The sequence below is a fragment of the Desulfosarcina sp. genome (genome assembly GCF_055467485.1).
In genome coordinates, this window is the sequence record NZ_JBUOIV010000021.1 from 26,605 (window position 1) to 48,424 (window position 21,820).

General features: G+C 59.2%; 24 protein-coding genes. 12 read left to right on the plus strand and 12 right to left on the minus strand.

The features are described 5' to 3' along the window. Positions 1-29: 29 nt before the first annotated feature. From ACZCED_RS11890 to ACZCED_RS11945, 12 genes are all read right to left on the minus strand, one after another. Complete coding sequence (locus ACZCED_RS11890; RefSeq protein WP_462971450.1) at positions 30-833, minus strand: alkaline phosphatase family protein; 804 nt, start codon at positions 831-833, stop codon at positions 30-32. A 19-nt stretch (positions 834-852) separates the two neighbouring features. Further along, positions 853-1,320: a MauE/DoxX family redox-associated membrane protein gene (locus ACZCED_RS11895; RefSeq protein WP_462971451.1), complete on the minus strand. Its 468-nt coding sequence runs from the start codon at positions 1,318-1,320 to the stop codon at positions 853-855. A 6-nt stretch (positions 1,321-1,326) separates the two neighbouring features. Next, positions 1,327-1,818, minus strand: coding sequence for a rhodanese-like domain-containing protein (locus tag ACZCED_RS11900; RefSeq protein ID WP_462971452.1), 492 nt, complete (start codon positions 1,816-1,818; stop codon positions 1,327-1,329). Continuing rightward, positions 1,812-2,351, minus strand: a complete 540-nt coding sequence (locus ACZCED_RS11905) for a (Fe-S)-binding protein (protein ID WP_462971453.1) — start codon at positions 2,349-2,351, stop codon at positions 1,812-1,814. Before ACZCED_RS11905 ends, ACZCED_RS11900 begins: the two co-directional genes overlap by 7 nt. Positions 2,352-2,376: 25 nt before the next feature. Next, positions 2,377-3,102 (minus strand): cytochrome c biogenesis CcdA family protein, encoded by a 726-nt coding sequence (locus tag ACZCED_RS11910; RefSeq protein ID WP_464860862.1) that lies wholly within the window; start codon positions 3,100-3,102, stop codon positions 2,377-2,379. A gap of 20 nt (positions 3,103-3,122) precedes the next feature. Next, on the minus strand, positions 3,123-3,524 hold the full coding sequence (locus ACZCED_RS11915) for a thioredoxin family protein (protein WP_464860863.1): 402 nt from the start codon (positions 3,522-3,524) through the stop codon (positions 3,123-3,125). Positions 3,525-3,571: 47 nt separating this feature from the next. Next, positions 3,572-4,660, minus strand: coding sequence for a permease (locus ACZCED_RS11920; RefSeq protein WP_462971456.1), 1,089 nt, complete (start codon positions 4,658-4,660; stop codon positions 3,572-3,574). 53 nt (positions 4,661-4,713) lie between these two features. Further along, entirely contained in the window at positions 4,714-4,947 is a 234-nt protein-coding gene (locus tag ACZCED_RS11925) for a thioredoxin family protein (RefSeq protein WP_462971457.1), read from the minus strand. Between the two features lie 129 nt (positions 4,948-5,076). Continuing rightward, positions 5,077-5,424: an ArsR/SmtB family transcription factor gene (locus ACZCED_RS11930; protein ID WP_462971458.1), complete on the minus strand. Its 348-nt coding sequence runs from the start codon at positions 5,422-5,424 to the stop codon at positions 5,077-5,079. 154 nt (positions 5,425-5,578) lie between these two features. Beyond that, entirely contained in the window at positions 5,579-7,633 is a 2,055-nt protein-coding gene (locus tag ACZCED_RS11935) for a methyl-accepting chemotaxis protein (RefSeq protein WP_464860864.1), read from the minus strand. 140 nt (positions 7,634-7,773) lie between these two features. After that, complete coding sequence (locus ACZCED_RS11940) at positions 7,774-8,298, minus strand: hypothetical protein (protein ID WP_464860865.1); 525 nt, start codon at positions 8,296-8,298, stop codon at positions 7,774-7,776. A gap of 192 nt (positions 8,299-8,490) precedes the next feature. After that, complete coding sequence (locus tag ACZCED_RS11945) at positions 8,491-9,657, minus strand: radical SAM protein (RefSeq protein ID WP_462971461.1); 1,167 nt, start codon at positions 9,655-9,657, stop codon at positions 8,491-8,493. Between the two features lie 342 nt (positions 9,658-9,999). Here ACZCED_RS11945 and mltG point away from each other — a divergent pair, with 342 nt between their 5' ends. From mltG to cbiB, 12 genes are all read left to right on the plus strand, one after another. Continuing rightward, a complete protein-coding gene (gene mltG, locus ACZCED_RS11950; RefSeq protein ID WP_462971462.1) occupies positions 10,000-11,016 on the plus strand; it encodes an endolytic transglycosylase MltG in 1,017 nt (338 codons plus the stop codon). Beyond that, entirely contained in the window at positions 11,013-12,116 is a 1,104-nt protein-coding gene (gene cbiD / locus ACZCED_RS11955) for a cobalt-precorrin-5B (C(1))-methyltransferase CbiD (RefSeq protein ID WP_464860866.1), read from the plus strand. Before mltG ends, cbiD begins: the two co-directional genes overlap by 4 nt. A gap of 170 nt (positions 12,117-12,286) precedes the next feature. Further along, complete coding sequence (gene cbiE / locus ACZCED_RS11960) at positions 12,287-13,504, plus strand: precorrin-6y C5,15-methyltransferase (decarboxylating) subunit CbiE (protein WP_464860867.1); 1,218 nt, start codon at positions 12,287-12,289, stop codon at positions 13,502-13,504. Positions 13,505-13,527: 23 nt separating this feature from the next. Continuing rightward, a complete protein-coding gene (gene cobM, locus ACZCED_RS11965) occupies positions 13,528-14,346 on the plus strand; it encodes a precorrin-4 C(11)-methyltransferase (RefSeq protein WP_464860868.1) in 819 nt (272 codons plus the stop codon). After that, complete coding sequence (locus ACZCED_RS11970; RefSeq protein WP_464860869.1) at positions 14,343-15,428, plus strand: cobalt-precorrin 5A hydrolase; 1,086 nt, start codon at positions 14,343-14,345, stop codon at positions 15,426-15,428. The genes cobM and ACZCED_RS11970 overlap by 4 nt, the downstream gene beginning before the upstream one ends. Further along, entirely contained in the window at positions 15,425-16,171 is a 747-nt protein-coding gene (gene cobJ, locus ACZCED_RS11975; RefSeq protein WP_464860885.1) for a precorrin-3B C(17)-methyltransferase, read from the plus strand. The genes ACZCED_RS11970 and cobJ overlap by 4 nt, the downstream gene beginning before the upstream one ends. An 83-nt stretch (positions 16,172-16,254) precedes the next feature. Then, positions 16,255-16,785: a cob(I)yrinic acid a,c-diamide adenosyltransferase gene (locus ACZCED_RS11980; protein ID WP_462971467.1), complete on the plus strand. Its 531-nt coding sequence runs from the start codon at positions 16,255-16,257 to the stop codon at positions 16,783-16,785. Between the two features lie 127 nt (positions 16,786-16,912). Then, positions 16,913-18,499 (plus strand): cobyric acid synthase, encoded by a 1,587-nt coding sequence (locus tag ACZCED_RS11985; RefSeq protein ID WP_464860870.1) that lies wholly within the window; start codon positions 16,913-16,915, stop codon positions 18,497-18,499. Further along, the gene (gene cobU / locus ACZCED_RS11990) at positions 18,496-19,044 is read left to right on the plus strand and encodes a bifunctional adenosylcobinamide kinase/adenosylcobinamide-phosphate guanylyltransferase (protein ID WP_462971469.1); all 549 of its coding nucleotides are present in this window, start codon (positions 18,496-18,498) and stop codon (positions 19,042-19,044) included. The genes ACZCED_RS11985 and cobU overlap by 4 nt, the downstream gene beginning before the upstream one ends. Continuing rightward, positions 19,041-19,769: an adenosylcobinamide-GDP ribazoletransferase gene (gene cobS, locus ACZCED_RS11995; RefSeq protein WP_464860871.1), complete on the plus strand. Its 729-nt coding sequence runs from the start codon at positions 19,041-19,043 to the stop codon at positions 19,767-19,769. Before cobU ends, cobS begins: the two co-directional genes overlap by 4 nt. Continuing rightward, positions 19,766-20,875 (plus strand): pyridoxal phosphate-dependent aminotransferase, encoded by a 1,110-nt coding sequence (locus tag ACZCED_RS12000; RefSeq protein ID WP_462971471.1) that lies wholly within the window; start codon positions 19,766-19,768, stop codon positions 20,873-20,875. Before cobS ends, ACZCED_RS12000 begins: the two co-directional genes overlap by 4 nt. Beyond that, entirely contained in the window at positions 20,865-21,818 is a 954-nt protein-coding gene (cbiB, locus tag ACZCED_RS12005; protein ID WP_462971472.1) for an adenosylcobinamide-phosphate synthase CbiB, read from the plus strand. Before ACZCED_RS12000 ends, cbiB begins: the two co-directional genes overlap by 11 nt. Positions 21,819-21,820: the final 2 nt, after the last annotated feature.

Genomic DNA, 21,820 nt, shown 5'->3' on the forward strand with positions numbered 1-21,820 from the left:
GCTACCCCCCAAAATTTATTTGGCTATGGTCATGAGGCCTCTTCCAGCAAGTTTGCAAGCAGCTGCTTCAACTCGGTAACCGAGAAAGAAATCCCCTGAAAGCGTTTGACGTCCACGATGTCCGAACTGATGATCAGGGGAAGCCGGTAATCCTCTGGATGGTCGCTCCCATGAATCTTTCCATGCCCGGCATGATCGCTGGTGACAATTAGCAGATAGTTTCTTTTGCCGATCACTGTATCAACCAGCGTGGAGAGATAGTCATCGATAAAGAACAGCTCTTCCAGGTATTCCGGCGACAGCCATCCATATTCAGGCCCCACCTGATCCAAGCCGCTGACATGCAGGAAAGTGAAATGTCGGCCAGGCGTTATTAGGAAGGATCGGGCTGAATCAATGGCACCATCCCGCGACCACTCATGGACATCGACCGCAGGATTAACAAGATACCCCAGTTTTTCTTTGGAGTAGAAATAACTGGTCTTGAAGCCATGGCGCGACGCAGTGTCGAAAATGGTCTCCTTTTTAACGGTGGTTTTACCCGGCGCCCAATGGTTACCCACCTTACCGTTTTCCCCCGGTGACAGACCCGTGAACATCGCCGTATGGGCAATCAATGTTTTGGGCGGTTCGGTGCTATGGCCATTGAGGGTGTAGGACCCGGATTTCATTAACTTGCCAAGGGTCGGTATCTTGGATTTTTTCAGCGCGTCGGGATGAAGCGCATCGATGGAAATGATTAGCACATTGTTGAACTGCTTTGCGCAAACATCGTTGTTCGATCCAATCAATGCGCAAAGCATCACTGCAATGAGGAACGCTCTAACTATCATATAATCTCTGTTTGACCCTTCATCGACTATTAATTTTCAAGGTTGCTTGCCGGAAAAAAAAGACACGCACGGTCAGATAGGCAGATGTAAGAAGAAAAAAGACATCCCTAATAAGGGTTGAAAGGCCAAAGGAGCCTTCGGTGAGTTCGGTGGAAAAACATCCGCAGTGGATGTCTAATCCTCTGATTTTGTTATAAGCCATTGCTAAGATGAACACAGTCAACAGGCCTGTACTGATGACCGTCGCCCCCGGCAGCCAACACCCGGACACAAGGAAGACCGCCAAATACAGTTCCAGCCATGGCAGTACCAGGGCGACCAGGTTAATCGTTGAGTCCGGCAGGATCTGATAATTGTACACCGTCCGGGCGAATGCCGCCGGATTGAGGATCTTATCGAAACTGGCATACAGGAACACAATGCCCAGAAACAGACGCAATACAACGGTTACCCAATAAATCGTTGCTTTTTGATTTTGGTGAATCATCTTTCCCTATTCCACAGGCAAGCCGGCTTGCTGCCAGACAGTCCACCCGTTGACCAGTACGCGGACGTTAGCGTATCCCATTTCTTTCAAGAAGAGAGCCAGTTCGTGGCTGAGATCACAACTCTCGCCATCGCAGTAGGTGATGATCGTTTCTGAACCATCGATGCGATCAGCCATTTCCATGAAATATTGATCCACTGATTGCCAGGGAAGGTTGAGCGCACCTTGAATGTGCCCTTCAAGATACTGGCTTTCGGATCGTGCATCCAAAAATAATGCGGAACCCGATTCGAATTGCTCCGTTGCCAGTTCCAGGGAAATGACCACCGTATCGCCGGCAGTGTCGGAGAATCGCGCTTTAACCGACCAGTCGCCGATAAGGGGGATGCCATCGGATCGCCAGGCATTTGTCAGCATGGCGGTGATGGCTGCGAGGACAATCAGAGCCGGGATCTGCCAAATGGCTTTTCTGATTTGCAAAACCTTGTCGTTCACCATGGGATGCCATCCACATCCAGTGCATACGGTTTCATGTAAGCATCCAATTCCGCTTTGGCCGAAAGCGGCAATGATGGGCAATCGCCGCTGCCCTTGGCCCCCTCGGCCACGCGGGTGGCGAAAACCATGCAGGTGGGCTCGCCGCAATCGCGGCAATTGGTCTTGGGCAAGTGTTTAAGTATCTGGATTACCTGGGGCTGAGGTATGCCTCTATAGCGGGGAGTGATTGTATCACGCTTCTTCCAGACGTCATTGATCTCGCGTTTTATCCATTCGACGATCTTACGGGCCTCAGTTTCATCCTTGAGCGCGTTGACTGCGATCTTGTTGCCATGCACGGTAAGCAGTTTACCGTGCAGCCGGAAGGTCACCGATGGCGGATGTTCGATGTAGGTAAAACCGCCCAGTTCGGCATTCAAGAAGGGCAGTGCCTCGGAGACATCCTGGTCCAGGTGCGCAAAACACTGAACGGTCATGGCACCTGGCATGCACTCGTTATTAAAGATTTCAAGCCGGTAGGATTCGAGAAGCATCTTTTCCTCCAAGATCGAATTGCCATCACGCAATGCTGGCATCAATGAACGGACGGGCCATGAAATACAAACCCATTAAAGCGATGACCACACCGGCACCTTTGCGGAACCAGTTTCCTGCTTCCTGCCAGGCGTGGTTTTCGGTCAATTTTCTCACCAAGGCGGTAGAACTGCCGGCGATAACGATGGGGAGACAGTGCCCCAAGGCGAACAGTACCATCATCAACGACCCGGTTGCCCATTCCTGCTGGACGGTAACGACTGCCAGAATGGGGGCGATAAAACCGAAAGTACACGACCCGGACAAGATGCCGTATGCCAGACCCAAACCAAATGCACCGTGAACGCCACGCAGATTCAATCGATAAAGCATTGACCCGGACATGGTGCAAGCCTGAACCCCCAGCATGCCCAATGCCACCCATATCAAAATTATGCCCACCGGCAATTGCCACCACAGCCCCACGTCTCCGAGCATGCGTCCCAACCCGGCACAGATGATTCCAACCAGAGCGATGGTGACAAACAGCCCCGAAGTGAATGCACCCGCATAAAGCCCTGCTCGTTTCGGATCCACAGCGGTTTCCTGGCCGGCAACATAGGCAACGATCAATGGGATGGACGCCAAATGGCACGGACTGAACATCACGCTGACCATGCCCCAGGCAAAACAGCCCAACAGGGCCATGTCCGACCCGCTGGTCATCCATGCATTGACGGTGAGAAAAAATGCGTCTAGCGTCGGACTCATCGGATACCGTTCTTTTCAGGTTACGGTTCGACACCCAACCGGGTCAGCATGTTCACGATCTCTTCCTCGGACATGAATCCGATATGACGGGAGGCCTCCTTGCCTTCGGCATCGTAAAATATCTGTGTGGGAATCGCCCGGATGCCGAAGCGCCCGGCCTGTTCCCGGTTCTCCCAGACGTCGATGAAGACGATAGCCGCCCGGCCCTGGTATCGCTTCTCCATCTTTTCAAGAATGGGTGCCATCATCTTGCAGGGGATGCATTTTTTGGCTCCCAAGTCGATCATGGTCACCGTATCCTTGACCGGAAGCGTATTGAAGTCGATTCCGGGATCGCTGAAAGCTGTAGCGGCCATCCCGAAAAGCAGTATAGTCGATGCAATAGCCGGCAAGACCATCGATCTGAATTCCGGTCCATTCATAACATCCACCCTTTTAATTGGTTAGTCATGGCAAGCTTCGGTCCGCATTAAATCAGGATGTTAAACAGATACCCAACGATCAGGATTCCGCCGGTCACGACGCCGACAAAAACAGCAATCAGTTGCGGTTTGAGTACTTTTCTGAGGATTATCATTTCGGGCAGACTCAGCGCAATCACCGACATCATAAAGGAAAGTACGGTGCCCAAAGCGGCGCCTTTGCCCAGCAGCGCCTCTACCACCGGTATGATTCCGGCGGCGTTGGAATACATAGGCACCCCCATGCCCACGGCAACCGGAACAGCCCACCAAGCGCCTTTACCCATGATGGAGGCCATGAATCCCTCCGGCACATAGCCGTGGATCCCTGCGCCGACAGCGATACCGATGACCATGTAGATCCAGACCTTGCCGACGATTTCCTTGACCGCCTCCCAGCCGGCAGTGACCCGGTCCCGCCACGTCATCTTCAGCTGAGAAGCTTCAGCGGGATCGACATTGAGGTTGGTCACCCAGTCCTCAATATATTTTTCCAGATGCATGCGGCCGATCACCCAACCCGCCATGATGGCAATAGTCAATCCTGTGGCCATGTATATGCCGGCCACCTTCCACCCCAACAAGCCATAAAGCAGTCCCACGGCGATCTCGTTGACCAGGGGCGCGGCGATCAAAAAAGAGAAAGTCACTCCCAGCGGCACACCGGCGGTCACAAATCCGATAAACAGCGGCACGGCCGAGCACGAACAAAATGGGGTGACGATACCCAGCGAGGCCGCCATGACATTACCGGCAAATTGGCTTTTGCCGGACAATATGTCCCTTGTGCGTTCCGGGGTAAAGAACGTTCGGATGATACCCACGCCAAATACCACCAGCACCAGCAGCATCATTACCTTGGGGGTGTCGTAAAAAAAGAATTCCAATGCTGCACCCAGGTGAGTACCCTTGCCGATATTGAACAGTGAGTAGGTCAAAAACTTCGACAGCTGCGGCAATAGGCCATATACCAACCACCAGAGGTACACACCGCTGAGCCCTAACATGACCTGGAGCCACATGGCGTCTTGCAGGTACGATCTTTTATTGCCGTGCGCCACCATATAACCACCCGATCTTTCTTCATTCAGTTGCATGGGTATCTCCATCGTCACTGCCGGAGTGAGGCGACCTCCAACCTCCGGGCTGCTTATTTTGTCAACCAGCCGAGGACTTCATCTTTCTTTGGAATCTTTCCCATGATTTTAACCTCGCCGTCCACCACCACCGCCGGCGTACCGAACACACCATAGCCGGCGATCGCCATGACGTCGGTGATCTTTTCCACCCTGGCCTCGACGCCGGCAGCGGCCACGGCCTCCGTGACGATTTGTTCAGTCTGCTTGCACTTGGCGCAACCGGGCCCCAACACTTTGATCTCCATTTGCTTTCTCCTTCCTATGACGGTGGTTCAATTCCTGCCGCAGCGAGCCACGGTTCCATTAAACTTCTCTCAATCGCTGGATCTGTTTCTATATATCGCTATTTATGCATATTATAGGAACAACAAAAATCAGTTCTTGTTCAGGATCTCAAACCGGTCGATGTGTGCCGTCTTCTCGACGAGATCCGATATTTCCGGCTCGTCGTTGAGCCAATGCCGCAGGTTGCCGAGCAGAGTTGCCGCGAAGGGACTCTGGCGGCCGTCGGCCAGCGCATAATTCACCCACAGCCCATCCTTGTGGTGTGCCACCAACCCCGCGTCTTCCAATATTTTTAAATGTTTGCTGGTCGTGGACTGGGCAGCGCCCAGGGAGGCCTGCAATTCACAGACGCACATCGTTCTTTTTTCAAGGATCTTCAGGATCTTGACCCGGGTGGGATCGGAAACGGCCTTCATAACCCGGATGAATGCTTTCATACGCCCTCCATATCGTTATTTTGGAATATACAAACGTGACTTGGAGATGTCAACCCACAAGGGGGCGTCATCATGAAAAAAAAGGGGCGGCAGACCATCGACCGCCGATGGCTGACCGCCCCTTTTTCTCAGGGACGCCGCTGAACGATTGGAGTCACGCGCAGTACAAGGTGTCCAGCTCACCAAAAAGCCCGGTTCGGGCATCGTTGAAAGCGGTCATGCGTTGGCTGGCTTTGCCGCGTTCCCCCTGGCTGACGAGTTCGACAATCTCACGCGCCAGGCGGTGAACATCCTCGTGAAACCGGCCGGCTTCTGCAAATCCCGGCAGATCGGCCATGGCTTGTCCGGCCTCGCTGTGATACCAGCACCCTAAATCGCAGCTTTTATGATCGGGAACATCTTTGGGGGAAATCTTTTTTTCACCTTTGATTGCCGCGTTGAGCCGATCGAACCAGGCCATGTGGGCCTTTTTGACCGCGGCGATGTCGAATTTGGGGGGGCTGACGTGAAAATGGTCCACCACATCGTGAAGCTTCTCCGCCAGTTGGGAAAGCTCCTTGACGTTGAAGGACACCTGGATGCTGGTCTGGGTCAGTTCGTCCGCCGATGATTTCACGTCGGCGATGTCCGCCGAAATCTGGCCGGTGACCTGGGAGCACTGGGCCACGTTCTCGTTGATCTCTCCGAACCCCAGGGAAGCCTCCCGCACGTTGCCGGCCACCTCTTGAGTGGTTGCCAGCTGACTGTCCAGGGATGTGGCGATGGTGGCAACGATCTCGTTCACCTGGTTGATCACTGCGGAAATCTGCTTCATTTCATCGACCGTTTCACCGGTCGAGTGCTGGATGCCGCCGATCTTGGCCTTGATTTCGTGGGTGGCTTGGGCGGTCTGGCGTGCCAACTCCTTGATTTCGTTGGCCACCACTGCAAAACCCTTGCCTGCCTCGCCGGCGCGGGCCGCCTCGATGGTGGCGTTGAGCGCCAGCAGGTTGGTCTGCTCGGAAATCTCCGTGATCACTTCGGTCACCTTGCTGATGGCACCGGCGGCAACGCCCAATTCATTCATCTTGGCCGATGCAAGGTCGGCCTGGGCCACCGCGCTGTCCGCGATGCTTCTGGCTTTTTCCGAATGCCTGGCGATCGTTTTGATGGTTTCCGTGGTGCCGGCCACGGCATCCGCCACCATGCTCACGTTGGTGGTGGCCTCTTCGCTGGCCGCGGAGACGCTGCTCATGTTGGCGCTCATCTCTTCGGCCGCCGTTGCCACCGTATTGGACCGGCCGGCGGTAAGGTCGGCACCCTTGGCCATTTGATCGGCTATCCGGGTCATTTCCCCCGATGAGAAGCGCAGGGTGTCCACGCTGTTCACCACCCGCCTGAGCATGCGCTCCATTCTCCTTACCAGGCGGTTCAGGGCTCCCACCAGCTGCCCGATTTCATCCTGTTGGTCGATCTGCAGATCGTGCGTGAAATCGCCTTCGGACATCTGCTGCGCCAGCTTGACCACCTGTTTGATGGGGCGGGTGATATTGCGGGTGCTCACGAACCCCAGCAGCAACGCCAGCAGCACCCCCGCAGCGATGCCCGCCAGCATGGATGTGTTGGCCCGGGTCATGGCCTGACGGGCCTGTTGGTTGACCGATTCGATGGATCCCTTGACACCCGTTTCCACATCCTTGAGCCGCGCAATGATCGTTTCCCCGATCTCGTCGGCCTCCGCGCCCAACTGGTCCAACAGCGCGTAATCGTATGGCTCGGCCGAAATTTTCTTGGTGATCAGATCCGCCAGGGTTTTGAATTTTGCATGAAAGGACGCATCGTAATAGTCCAGTGTCTCGGTCACCACTTGCCGCAGTTGTTCGTCCTTGGTCGCCTCGACCGTCCCGGCTTGCGTCTCACCGCCGTTTAAAATGGCCTTGCCCAGCGCCGTGAAGGTCCCGGCGATCTTTTCGTGCTCGCTCCAGGTGGCCTCGACCTCGTCCGGCCATTGGGCAGCCTCCAGGCTCTTGAACAATTGCAGGTCATGGGCCACCGCCAGCTTCATCTCCATGGCGGCATAGATCAGCGGACCTGACTCGGTAGTGGCCTGCAATTTGGCGCCCACGTTGCGCACACCAAATAGCCCCACTAGGCCAACCACTATCAGAATCAGCGTAATGCATGAAAAATAAATCATCTGTTTGACGAGCAATGGCAGATTTTTAAACATCTTCAAACACCCCGCAATCGTTGAATAAACGTTTCAAGAGATGCACCCGCAGGGGCACAGGAAGGCCAGATGCAACACAGCTGTCCAATTGGGTTATCGACTGGGCTGAAAAATTCTTTAATGGAAATGAAAGGGAATACTTAACCGTTGGTGCGGCGGCGGGTGGAATGGAGGGGCTTGATCCATCCAGGCAGCCGGCGAAACGGCCGGAACATGAAAAAGCGAATCAGCCGGCTGAAGCCTTCCATCACCCGGCCGATCTCTTTTTCCACGGAAGGCTCCACCCGGCAAAAGGAGATGATGCAGCGCTCCGGACGCAGGCCGTCGGGAAAAAGGCAGGGCCCGGTACCGCTTTTGAGGAAAATGCAGTCCGAAGGGAAAAAACTTTCTCCGGCGAGGCAGTCCGCCACAGCATCTTCAACTGCCGGCGCCATGGCCAGGATGTATACGAGGTCCCACTCGGTTATGATATCGGCAGGTTGGATGTTCCGGCAGCAAAGGCCCCGGCAGGCCATGCAATTGGCCAATAAGGGGGCGGCTTTTTTCGTCAGGGTATCCTGGGCATCATGAATGTTATTGCAGATAGCCGACAGGATCTTGCGCTCGTCAGCATCCAAACCCTCGATTTTCTTTCGGGCCGTTTTGAAGCTGTGCTTGAGTCCCATGGACGTTGAGTTTCCTAGTTTTGGTGAACGACAATGGTTTCACTGCGGCAGTGCTTATTCAGAGATGGTAGGTTGTGGTTCTGGCCAAGGCCGCAGCGCCTTTGCAACCACAGGCGCAGCAACGCTGCGTCGAGGATTGCAAAGGCGTGAGAACACCGGCCAGGGCCGCAAGATGCCATCTCTGAATAAGCGCTATATGAATCGCTTCATCATCTCATCCACCATCCCATCCACATTGTCCGGCGTGACACCGTGCTGGGCGCAGAATGCATCCACCTTGGCGAGCCTTTTGGGGCTGTTCATGTCGACCAGCCGCGAAAAAAGGCCCAGGCGCCGACCCACCTGAAAGCGGCACTGATCCTGGGGGGACATCTCAAGGAACCGGTCCAGCACCGCCAGGATATCCGGTTTGGCTTCGGGGAGGCGGCCCTGGACCTCCTCGAACAGGTTGAGGATGTGGTCGCTGACGATCATGCTGGTGATGCCGTCCAGGCTCTCGATAAACAACCGGATCTCCCGCCCCATATCGACATCGTTCAATTTGACGAATCGCCCCCTGCGGTGCTCCTCGGCCAGGGGGATCCCGCCGGGAATGGCCAGGGTGCGCAGGCGGATGAAATCCGGGTTGATCCGGTTCAGGGCGTCGGCGGTTTCCAGCGCATGGTCCCGGGACAGGTCCCTGCCCCCCAGCCCAGGCATCACGTACTCGGACAATTCGATGCCGGCCTTTTTCACCTTCCTGCCGGCCTTGATCTGGGTAGGCTTATCGACCCCTTTGCGCACCAGGCGCAGCACCGCCTCCGAACCGGACTCGAGGCCGATGTGGACCCGGTTCAGTCCCGCCTCCCGCATCTGCCTCAGGTGGTCGTCGCTGATGCGGGCGATGGTGTGCGAACGGGCATAGGAGGTGATCCGATCGACCCAGGGAAACCGGGTTCGGAGGTGGCGCAATATCCGGATCAGCTGGTCGGGCTTGACCACCAGGCTGTTGGCGTCCTGCAGGAAAATAGCGCGCATGCCACCGGCATACCAGTTCAGCGCAGCCCCGAAAGCCTGCTGTTCGTGAGCGGGGAGGCCCTGCATGCATGCATCGATATTCTTTCGGAGAATGCTCCCGGACCCGTCGGCAAGGCGCTTCAGCGTTTCTACATGCCGGTGGAGCGCGTCGATATCTTCGATGACGTGGGCTTCGGGACGAACGGAAAAACGGGCACCCTTGTATACCGGGCAGAAGGCGCAATGGTTCCAGGGGCAGTTGCGTGTCACCCGGACCAGCAAGCTGCCGGCTTCGCTGGGCGGCCGGATGGGGCCCTGTTCGAAGCCGTGATAACGATCCCTGTCATGCGGGCGCTGGGTCATGGTCGCCGGTCTCCTGTCGAGATTGGATTGATCATCGCTTATACCTTTCCTCGCGGAAAAAGTAAAACCGGGAACCCTGCCGGACCGCGACCGGTGGACAAAGCGGCCCGGATCCCGGAACCATATACCGGGAATCATTTGCCGGAGGCCCAGAACCCCTTTGACAAGCGTCGATGGCATGCTCTATGGTATGCTTCCGATTATTGCTGAACCGCGACAGCCAACGCATTACCCGCCGCCTGCGGCGGTGTTGGCGGGCGAACGGGAAATCGATTGTATCTTAACGGTGAACCCTCCCCACGGTACACCGCGGGAAGGGTTCAATACCGAAAGTACCGGAGAATGATTAAAAAACTGGGTTTTATCGCATTATCCCTGATCTTTGTGGGCATCTGTACAGCCGGGGTGCTGTACATGCATCTCATGTCCTGGGCGGATCGCCCGGTGGGAACGGCCGTTCAGGAGAAGCTGTTCACCGTTTCACCGGGCCAGGGGCTCAAGCAGACTGCTGCTGCGCTCCACCACGACGGCCTGGTTTCGGATGCCCTTCGCTTCACGATCCTGGCACGGCTCGACAAGAAGGACAAGCTGCTCAAGGCCGGGGAATACTTTTTCTCCACCGCCATGACGCCCAGGGAGATCCTGAACCAGATGGTGGAAGGCAGAGTGCATCTTTATCGACTCACCATCCCGGAAGGATACAACCTGGTCCAGATCGCAGAGGCGGTGGCCGCCGCCGGCCTGGAATCGGAAAAGGCCTTTCTCGATGCAGCCCGCAATCCTGAATCGGCCCGCAGTCTAGGCATCGAGGCCGATACCCTGGAAGGGTATCTGTTCCCGGACACCTACTATTTCCCGCGCGGGCTGGACAGCCACACCATCATCGCCACGATGGTCAAGCAGTTCAGGGCCGCTTATAAACCGGCCTGGGAGCAGCAGGCGAATGCAATGGGAATGACCCTCCACGAGGTCGTCACCCTGGCATCCATCATCGAAAAAGAGACCGGCGCCCCCGAAGAGCGCCCGCTGATATCTTCGGTCTTTCACAACCGGCTGAAAAAAGGCATGCGCCTGGAAACCGATCCCACCGTGATCTACGGCATCCCCGATTTTGACGGAAACATCAAACGCCGCCACCTGGAGACCCATACCCCTTACAACACTTACAAGATCAAGGGACTGCCCCCTGGACCCATTGCCAGCCCGGGGGCCCTTGCCATGGAAGCGGTCCTTTATCCCGCCCAAAGCGATTATCTCTACTTCGTCTCGAAAAAAGACGGCACGCACCAGTTTTCCACCACCATCAAAGAACACAACGCGGCGGTAAAAAAGTACCAGCTGAGGAAAAGGAAACGTTGAAAAGACCGCCGGACAGGCTCAGGTCCGGTTTCACGACCGGAGCGGCGGCGGCCGCGGCCGCCAAGGCAGCCCTTCAGCTGCTTTTTACCGGCCGGGTGCCGACGGTGGTGGACATCACCTTTTTGACCGGAGAGGCCGCGACCATTGCGGTTCATGACTGCCGGCTGGTGAACCCGAACAAGGCGCGCTGCACGGTGATCAAGGATGCCGGCGATGACCCGGACATCACCCACGGCGCCGAAATCGGCGCCGAAGTAACCCTGGAAAAACCATGGGGTGCGGGTCGTGTCCGCATCACCGGCGGTGCGGGGGTCGGCGTGGTGACCAAGCCCGGTCTCGAGATTCCACCGGGCCGCGCGGCAATTACGCAAGGGCCCGTCGCCATGATCACTGACAGCATCCATGCGCTGCTCGACAGTCACCCCACCGATGCCGGCATCCATGTCGAGGTATTCGTGCCCGAAGGGGAACGCCTGGCGAAAAAGACCCTCAACGCACGGTTGGGTATCATCGGCGGCCTGTCCATTTTAGGCACGACCGGCATCGTCCGGCCCATGTCCCACGAGGCGTATGTCGCCACCATCGAAAAATCCATGGATGTGGCCCGGGCCGCCGGGTTGACGCATCTGGTGCTGACCACCGGCAGGCGTAGCGAACGCTTTGCCCAGAACCGCTGGCCGTCGCTGGCCGAGGAGGCTTTCATTCAAATCGGTGATTTCTTCCAGGCGGCCATGACCGCCGCCGCGTCAAGGGGGTTTTCGTCGGCAACCCTGGCCGTCTTTTTCGGCAAGGCGGTAAAGATGGCCCAGAACATCCCCCACACCCACGCGGCTAAATCCGAACTGACCCTGGAATCCCTGGCCCGATGGACGCTGGAGCAGACCGGAAACCCTGAGTTGGCCCGCCGGATTGCCGCCTCCAACACCGCCCGACACGCCTTCGACCCGCTCATGGAGAGTGCCCTGCCGGTCGTCGCCCACGTGGCCGGAAAAGCCCGGCGTTGCGCGGCCGGGTTTTCCGGCAACAAGGTCCGTGTCCGCTGTGTCATTTTCGATTACGACGGCACCCCGGCAGTTGACACGCAACCGGATTGGGGCTAGGGTGGCGACGCAGACAATCTGGAAAAAACACCCCCTCACCCTGTCCCTCTCCCCAAAGGGGCGAGGGAACGTTAGTACAACCGTGGTTCATTTTGAGATATGACCTCTCACCCCGGCCCTCTCGCCTTGAGGGGAGAGGGCCGGGGTGAGAGGTCATAAGGAAAACATCAGTGGCACCACCATTAACCATCATCGGCATGGGCACCTCCCCTGACGACCTGACCTGGCGGCAGCGATCGATCATCGAGGCCGCCGACATCCTCGTTGGCGGAAAACGTCTCATCGCGCATTTCGACCATCTGGCCTGCCAACGGCGGGAGATAGGCAGGGACCTGAAGGGACTGGGCGATTTTCTCGAGCGACAGATGCCCGACCACACCATCGTGGTGCTCACCTCCGGCGATCCCTTGTTTTATGGCATCGGCGCGTTCCTGGTGCGCCGCCTGGGTGCCGACAGGGTGCACATCCTGCCCAACGTCTCCACCGTGGCGGCCGCTTTCGCCCGCCTGGGCGAACCCTGGCAGGACGTCCGGACAGTGAGCCTGCATGGCCGCGACCACACCGGCGAACTGATGCGGCACCTGGGCGGCGGCGATACGGTGGCCGTCTATACGGACCCGGCCCACGGCCCGTCTTGGCTGGCGGGTATCCTGGAGGAAAATGGTTTCTCGGATGTCAACATGTGCGTTCTGGAACGGCTGGGCATGCCGGACGAACGGATCTCCCGGATTACACCAGCCCAGGCGCAGGCCATGACCTTTTCCGATCTCAATCTGGTGGTCCTAAAGCCCGATCCCGTTCGGCAGACCGCCCCGGCCCTGTTCCCCGGCATGCCCGAGGACCGCTTCGCCCATGATAAGGGATTGATCACAAAGGCCGAAGTCCGTGCAGTGAGCCTGTCGCGGCTGCGCCTGTTCGATCGGGCGGTCTTCTGGGACCTGGGCGCCGGCAGCGGTTCAGTCTCTATCGAGGCCGGGCTTTTCATCACCCGCGGAGAAATTTACTCCGTAGAACAAAAGGAGTGGCGGATCCGGCATATCCGTGAAAACCGGTCCCGTTTCGGCATCGGCAACATGCAGGTGATCCAGGCCCGCCTGCCCGCAGGCACGACCGATCTGCCCGACCCGGACCGGGTGTTCATCGGCGGCGGCGGCAGCGCCCTCGGCGACATTATCCGCATGGCCGCCAACCGCCTGAAGCCCGCAGGCATCATCGTGATCAACACCGTCCTGACCGACAATCTCACGGCGGCCATGCATACCCTCGAAGGCCTGTCCTATGACGTCGACATGATCCAGATCCAGGTAAACCGGGCAACGGCCATGCCTTTCAGCCATCGCCTGGAAGCGGCCAATCCCGTCTGGATTGTCACCGGACGCCGTCCCTGACGCACACAAAGAAAGCATCCATCGTGATTCACGCATCCCCCGATTCTGATTCAGTTGCAACCGTCTCGACCCCCGTCATCTTCTGCGGCGCCGGCCCCGGCGATCCGGACCTGATCACGGTAAAGGGCCAGCAGGCCCTGGCAACTGCCGATCTGGTGGTCTACGCCGGTTCGTTAGTACCCGAGGCCCTGCTCAAATGGACCCGGCCGGATTGCCGCCGCCTGAGCAGCGCCGGCCTGCACCTGGACGAAATGGTCTCGACCATGGCCGACGCCTGGCAGTCAGGTCAGAAAGTCGTGCGCCTGCACACCGGCGATCCCTCTCTCTACGGGGCGATTTTCGAACAGATGGCCAAACTGTCCCAGCGCAAAATCCCCTATACGGTGATCCCGGGTGTCACCGCCGCCTTTGCCGCCGCTGCGGCCCTGGGCGTCGAATACACCCTGCCCGAGGTGTCTCAGACCCTGATTCTCACCCGTTTGGCCGGACGCACGCCGGTTCCGGAAGCCGAATCCCTGGCATCCCTGGCCGCCCACCGGGCAACCATGGCCATCTACCTGAGCATTTCCATGGTCGACGAGATGACGCGAATTCTCTCAGGGGCCTATGGTTCCAAAGGCGCCTGCGCGGTGGTTTACCGGGCCAGCCAGCCCGACCAGAAAATACTCTGGACCACTGCCGGCGAACTGGCCGAAACCGTGAAAAAAGAAAAAATCACCCGGACCGCCCTAGTGGTCGTCGGACGCGTGCTGGATGTAAGCCTGGAGACCCTGGTCCACCACTCCAAGCTCTATGACCGCCACTTTGCCCACGGTTACCGTGAGGCGGAGGACCTACGGTGAAATCGGCGGCCAATGAGCGCACCGCCGTCTGGGCGCTGACGCCGAACGGTGCCCAACTGGCCCGGATGATTGCCCAAGGGATGCCCGGCTGCACCCTGTTTCTGTCGCAGAAACTGGAGGCAACCATCCCCGGTGCGGTGCGCTTTGCCCGACTGAAAGATGAGGTCCAGCGGCAGTTCGCCGGGTTTCCCCGCCATATCTTCATCATGGCAACGGGCATCGTGGTGCGCAGCATCGCCCGCCATCTGGCACATAAGACCACGGACCCGGCCGTGGTGGTCTGCGACGAGGCTGGCCAGTTCGCCATCAGCCTGGTTTCCGGCCATATCGGCGGGGCCAACACCCTGGCCCGGGAAGTGGCCCGGGCCAGCGGCGGACTGCCGGTGATCACCACGGCCACCGATGTCAACCGGGTGCCGGCCATCGATGTCATCGCCGTGGAAAACCAACTGATCATCGAGAATCCCGATGCCATCAAAGCGGTCAACATGGCCCTGATCACTGGCAACCCGATCTTCATCCACGACCCTTTTGGGATCGTGGTCCACAAGTTGCCGCCAGACCAGGTGATCACCTCCGCCGCCGACGCATTCGGCCAAAACGATGCCGCGGTTTTCGTGGATCACATGTGCCTTGACCTGCCCCCCCATGTGCTGGTATTGCGACCCGGGTCATTGGTGGCCGGCATGGGATGCAACCGGGGTACCGATGTCGAAGAGATGCGCAATCTGCTGGTGGAAACGTTCGCGGCGAACCGTCTGGCCATCTCCAGTCTGCGCGCCCTGGCCACGGTGGATCTCAAGGCCGACGAGCCCGGGATGCTGGCCCTGGCCGAATCCTTGAACCTGCCGTTAACGGTATTCTCCCGTGACCGGCTCAAAGGTGTGGCGCAGGTGCCCACCCCGTCGACCATGGTGGAAAAACACATAGGAGTCAAAAGCGTATGCGAAGCCGCAGCCCTGCTGGCGACACACCGGGGGCGACTGATCGTTCCCAAACAGAAGACGGCCAACGTCACCGTGGCAGTGGCCGCCGACGGCTGTATATCGTCGGCATCGGACCCGGCGGCCCCCAGCACCTGAGCCGACGCGCCGCAGACGTGCTGGAAGCCGTAGACGCCGTTGCCGGGTACACCACTTACATCGATCTGGTCCGGCCGCTGATCGCCGGCAAGCAGATCGTCAGCACAGCCATGACAAAAGAGGTCGACCGGGTATCGGCGGCTCTCGACCTGGCCCTGTCCGGCACCGCCTGTGCCGTGATCTCCAGCGGAGACCCGGGGGTCTATGCCATGGCCGGGCTGGTGCTGGAAATGTGTCGGCAGCGGGACATCGCCATCGGCAGTTCCCCAAGCACGGAAGACCCGGACCGGCTGCTTGTCGAAGTGGTTCCCGGCATCCCCGCGCTTTGCTCCGGCGCGTCGCTTTTAGGGGCACCCTTGACCCATGATTTTGCCGCCATATCCCTGAGCGATCTGCTCACGCCCTGGAAAACCATCGAAGCCCGGCTGGACGCGGCAGCCCGGGCCGATTTCGTGATCGTGATCTACAACCCGAAGAGCCGGCGCCGGGCCGGGCACCTGGCCCGGGCCCAGCAGATCATCCTCGGGCACCGTGAGCCGGCCACCCCCGTGGGTATCGTCACCGGTGCCATGCGCGATAACCAGCGGGTCACGCTGACCACGCTGGAACAACTTCACCAGGCCGATGTGGATATGCAGACTACCGTGTTTGTGGGCAATTCGAGCACCTTTGCCTATGACGGATTTATGGTTACGCCGCGGGGTTATGCAGGCAAGTATGATATGGGTGGGAAGCAGTGTTAAGATGATGTATTCTATCGTTTTTATCCTTTACTTAACACCTTGAAACATCAAAACTTACAATAATTGCAAGTAAAACACCTTTAATGACCATGGCATTTAAAAAAGGTTATACGCAAATCTATACGGGGGACGGCAAAGGCAAGACCACGGCCGCCCTGGGATTGGCCCTGCGGGCCGCCGGTGCAGGACTGACCGTCTACATCGCCCAGTTCATCAAGTCCGGCGACTACAGTGAAATCAAGGCCCTCTCGCGCCTGGCGGACCGGATCACCGTGGAGCAGTTCGGGCTGGGCCGGTTCGTCAAGGGAAAACCGTCGCCGGAAGACCGGGCCGCCGCCCGGAAGGGGCTGGAGGCCATCCGCAGCGCCATGACCTCCGGCCGTTACCAGGTGGTGATCATGGAAGAAGGCAACGTGGCGGCCACGTGCGGGCTGTTCCCGATCGACGAGATTCTGGCGATCATGTCGCAAAAGCCCACCGATGTCGAACTGGTGGTCACCGGTCGAGGGGCGGATGCCCGCGTCATCGACAAGGCCGATCTGGTGACGGAAATGAAAGCCGTCAAGCACTACTACCAGGCCGGCGTGGCGGCCCGGACCGGGATTGAAAAATAATCGTGTTTTCCGTGTTAAGTTAATTTTTTCTGTTGGTTATCATACGTTTAAATCGACCTGATACTTGACTTAAGCGTTTAATACGTAAAACTATTTTCACACGACACCATTTGAAAGTGCAGAGTCGTTGGTAATTCCCGATCAATCAAGAAATCGACGTAACCCCTCCCCGGCCCCCTGTCTCGCCGTGCTGGGCACCGGCTCCGACGTCGGCAAGAGCGTCATCGCCGCCGCCCTGTGCCGCATTTTTGCCGACCGGGGGTTGCGGGTGGCGCCTTACAAAGCCCAGAACATGTCCAACAATTCCGGGGTTACCCCGGAGGGGTTGGAGATGGGCCGCGCCCAGATCGTCCAGGCCGAAGCCGCCGGGATCGCCCCCCACGTGGACATGAACCCCATTTTACTCAAACCCACCAGCGACGTGGGGTCACAAGTGGTGCTCCTGGGTGAGTCCATCGGCAACCAGACGGCCATGGATTACCATCAGAAGAAGGCACGCCTGGTTCAGACCGCCAACGACGCCCTGGACCGCCTGCGATCGGACTACGACCTGGTGGTGATGGAAGGCGCCGGCTCCTGCGCCGAAGTGAACCTCTTGGCCCACGATATCGTCAACCTTCCCATGGCCGAATATGCCGATGCCCCGGTAATCCTGGTGGGAGACATCCATCGCGGCGGCATCTTCGCCCAGTTGGTGGGCACCCTGGACTGCCTTCCCCGCCACTTCCGCAACCGGGTGGCCGGATTCATCATCAACCGGTTCCGGGGGGATCTGCGGCTTTTCGCCGACGGCGTGCGCTGGATCGAAGAAAAGACCGGGCTGCCCGTGTTCGGCGTGGTGCCCTGGTATGAGCACATCCGCATCGACCCCGAAGATTCGGTGGTCATTGAACGCCCCAAAACGGTTGCGGCGAACGCGGATGGAAAACCGGCGGTGGCCGTGATCCGCATCCCCCACATTTCCAACTTCAGCGATTTCGATCCGCTGCGGGGAGTGACGGGCCTGGCCGTTCACTTTGTGGAAACGCCCCAGGATCTAACCGCCTTTTCCGCCGTGATCCTGCCGGGATCCAAAAACACCCGCTTCGACCTGGAGTGGTTGAAAACCAGCGGGTGGGAACCCCGGATCGCCGACTTCGACGCCGGCGGCGGCCACATCACCGGCATCTGCGGCGGCTACCAGATGATGGGCAGCCGCGTCTGCGACCCCGACGGCCTGGAAGGCGAACCGGGAGCGACCACCGGCCTGGGCCTGCTGCCGGTTGAAACCGTGCTCCAGGCACCCAAGACCACGACCCTCAGCCGGTTTTCCTGGGACGGCATCGATGGGACCGGCTATGAGATCCATATGGGACAGACCCGTTCACACGGAGGGAAGCCGCTGCTGGCGGTCCATGAGAGAAACGGCAAGGCGGTAAATGACACCGACGGGTGTGCGGTTGACCATGGGCGCGCGATCGGCACCTACATGCACGGCCTGTTCGACACCCCCGCGTTGATCGCCCGCTGGCTGGATGCGATGGGGATCGCCGGCATCGACGTGCCGGCCGCCGGCGGCCTGGAGGCCAAAATGCAGCAGTACACCCTGTTGGCCGATCATGTCCGCAGCCATGTGGACATGCAGCGGATCAGTGCCCTGGTGAAGATCCAAGGTAAATCAAGCGAGATCGCCAAAAATCAAATGGCAAATCATTCAGTAAAGAAACCATCGTGACCGACACCGACAAGATTTTGGTTCTGGGCGGCTGCCGCAGCGGAAAGAGCAGCCATGCCCTTCAGTTGGCCGAAGGCATGGGCAACCACCGGGTGTTCGTGGCCACCTGCGTGCCCCGCGACGACGAGATGCAGGCCCGCGTAGACCGGCACCGGCGTGAACGCAGCGACACCTGGACCACCCTGGAGGTTTCCGTCAACCTGGCCGAGACCATCGGTGCCCGCAGCCCGGCAGCCGACGTGATCCTGGTGGACTGCCTGACCTTGTGGCTGAGTAACCTGCTCATGCAGACCCAGGACACCCGGCAGATCCGGCAGCATATCAACGATCTGGCCCAGGCCGTGAAAACGGCCCCCCACGCGGTGATCCTCGTCTCCAACGAGGTGGGTGCCGGCATCGTTCCGGAAAACCGTCTGGCCCGGCTGTATCGGGATTTGGCCGGCTGGACCAACCAGGCGGTCGCGGCCGCCTGTGGCCGAGTGGTCTGGACGGTGGCCGGCATCCCCGTGACCATCAAACCCCCTTTTCAGAATACGGCCCCATGAACGCTTTCATCGCCTCGCTGCAGTTTATCAGCGCCATACCGTTGGGACGGCCGCGTCCTTTCGATCCCAAAGGGATCATCGTCCATTTCCCCTTGGCCGGACTGGCCATCGGACTGGTTCTGGCCCTGTTCGACGGATTCGCTTCGGCAGCCTGGCCGCCGGTTGTGGCCGGGGCGCTGGATGTGGCGCTGCTGGCGGCCGTCACCGGTGCCTTCCATCTGGACGGCCTGGCGGACACCGCGGATGGCCTTTACGGCCAGCGTGAACCGGAAAAAGCCCTGGCCATCATGAAGGACAGCCGGGTAGGCGCCATGGGATTGGTTGCCGTGGCATGCGTGCTGCTCGTCAAGGCCGCAGCCGTGGGAAGTATCTCCCACGGACGGTTTCTGGCGCTGTTGATCGTTCCGGCCTATGCCCGCTCGGCCATGATGGCCGGGATACGCTTTCTTCCTTATGCCCGGGGAAAGGCGGGCACCGGCAGCGCCTTCTTCGAAACGCCCCTGTCCACGGTAGATTTTAAATTCGTTGCCGCACCGGTCATCCTCTCCTTGTTTCTGGGATGGCGGGGACTCCTGCTGAACCTGGTTTTCGCTGCCACTACCGCTGCCCTGATCTTTATCTACCGCAAAAAACTGGGCGGCGTCACCGGTGACCTGCTCGGCGCCATGACCGAAATTCTGGAAGCGGTTCTGTTTGCGGCGGTGTGCGTAGGAGGCGGTCCATGATCGGCGGACATGGGGGCAACATCTACCGGCTGGCCCAGCGGCTGAATTGCCGGCCATCGGAGATCAGCGACATGAGCGCCAACGTCAACCCCCTGGGCCCCATGCCGGCGCTGATCGACCACCTTAAAGCCAGTATATCGGCCATCGCCGCCCTTCCCGAAGTGGACGCCGGCGGCATCGTGGGCGCCTTTTCCCGGTTTTACGGCATCGATCCCCGGCAGGTGATGGCGGGCAACGGCACGACCGAGCTGATTTACCGGATCCCCCGGGCACTGGGTGCAAAAATGGCCCTGGTGGTGGGTCCGACCTACGCCGATTATCAAGATGCCTGCACCATGAACCAGGTGATCTGCGACCATCTGATCTGCCGGGAGGAAGACGATTTCGCACCGGACATGCGGGCGATCCGCAGGGTGGCCGCGGCGGCTGATCTGGTCTTTTTATGCAACCCGAACAATCCCACCGGTGCCTTGGCGGCCAGACCGGATATCGAGACCCTGTGCCGGTCCCTGCCCGGCACGGTCTTCGTGATCGACGAATCCTATCTGCCCTTCGCCCCGAAACCGGCAGATGACACCATGATCGGCTCGGACCTGCCCAATGTCATGGTGCTCAACTCCATGTCCAAAGCCTTTCGAATCCCGGGACTGCGCATCGGCTTCGTCAAGGCACCGGAACCGCTGATGCAGGCCCTCGTCCCCCTGGCCCTGCCGTGGTCGGTCAACAGCCTGGCTCAAACGGCCGTGCAATGGCTCATGGAACATCCCGAGCAGGTCGAACCCTTTCTCTCATCGACCAGAAATTCGATAGAAAAGGAGAAGGGGCGAATAGAAGAATGTATTCATCAGAAGACAGACGCCCGGTGTTTCCCCTCGGCCACCACTTTTGTCCTCATCCGGCTGCCCGATGGACTGAACGCGGAGACCGTGTGGCGGCACATGGCCGACAATCGCATCCTGATCCGCGACTGCACCAACTTTACCGGCCTGTCCGATAGGTTTATCCGCATCTCCTTGAAAAGTGAAGCCGAAAACCGTCGGGCGGCCGACCTGCTGGTCCAGCTGTGCCGCGACCACGCCGATCCGGGAAACCGCCATGCCCGCTGAAGGAACGGCCCTGGCCCTTGTCCTGGGAGTGACGCTGGACATGCTGCTTGGCGATCCGCGGTGGCTGCCCCATCCCGTCCGCTGGATGGGCACGGCCATCGAGCGTCTGGAACCCCGTTTTCGTGCACTGCCGATCAAACCGATAATTTCCGGTGCGCTCATGGCCTCGCTGCTGGTGGCATCCGTCTGGATCACCTGCCTGCTGCTGGTCAGGCTCGCCGCAGCCGCTCATCCCGTCCTCGGGATCGTGGTCCAGGCCGTGATGATATTCGTCTGCATCTCCGCCCGCAGTCTGGCCGACGCCGCCCTGGCCGTGGGTCAAGCGCTCGGCCAATCGGGCCTCGGCGCTGCAAGGCGTGCGGTTTCCATGATCGTGGGCCGCGAGGTGGACCGGCTGGATGAACGGGGGGTGACCCGCGCCGCCGTGGAGACCGTGGCCGAGAACCTGGTTGACGGGGTCGTCTCCCCGCTGTTCTTCGCCGTGCTGGGGGGCGCCCCCCTGGCCATGGCCTACAAGATGGTCAATACCCTGGACTCCATGGTCGGCTACAAGAACGACCGGTACCTGCTGTTCGGCCGATTCGCCGCCCGCATGGACGACGCGGCCAATTTCATCCCCGCCCGCCTGGCCGTACCGATCATCGCCCTGGCCGCGCAACTGCTGAACGGGCGAGGGCAAACAGCGATTGACACCGCCTGGAGAGACGGTCGTGCCCATGCCAGCCCCAATGCCGGATACCCCGAAGCCGCCTTCGCCGGCGCACTGGGATTGTGGATGGGAGGGCCCAACCACTACCACGGGCGGCTGGTAGAAAAGCCCGTTATCGGCATCGGATTCGCCGATGCCCGACCGATCCATATCCGGCAGGCCTGCCGGCTGATGATGACCACCGCACTGATGGCCTTCATGGCTGCGGCGGCAGCGATCCTGCTCCTGCAATAGAG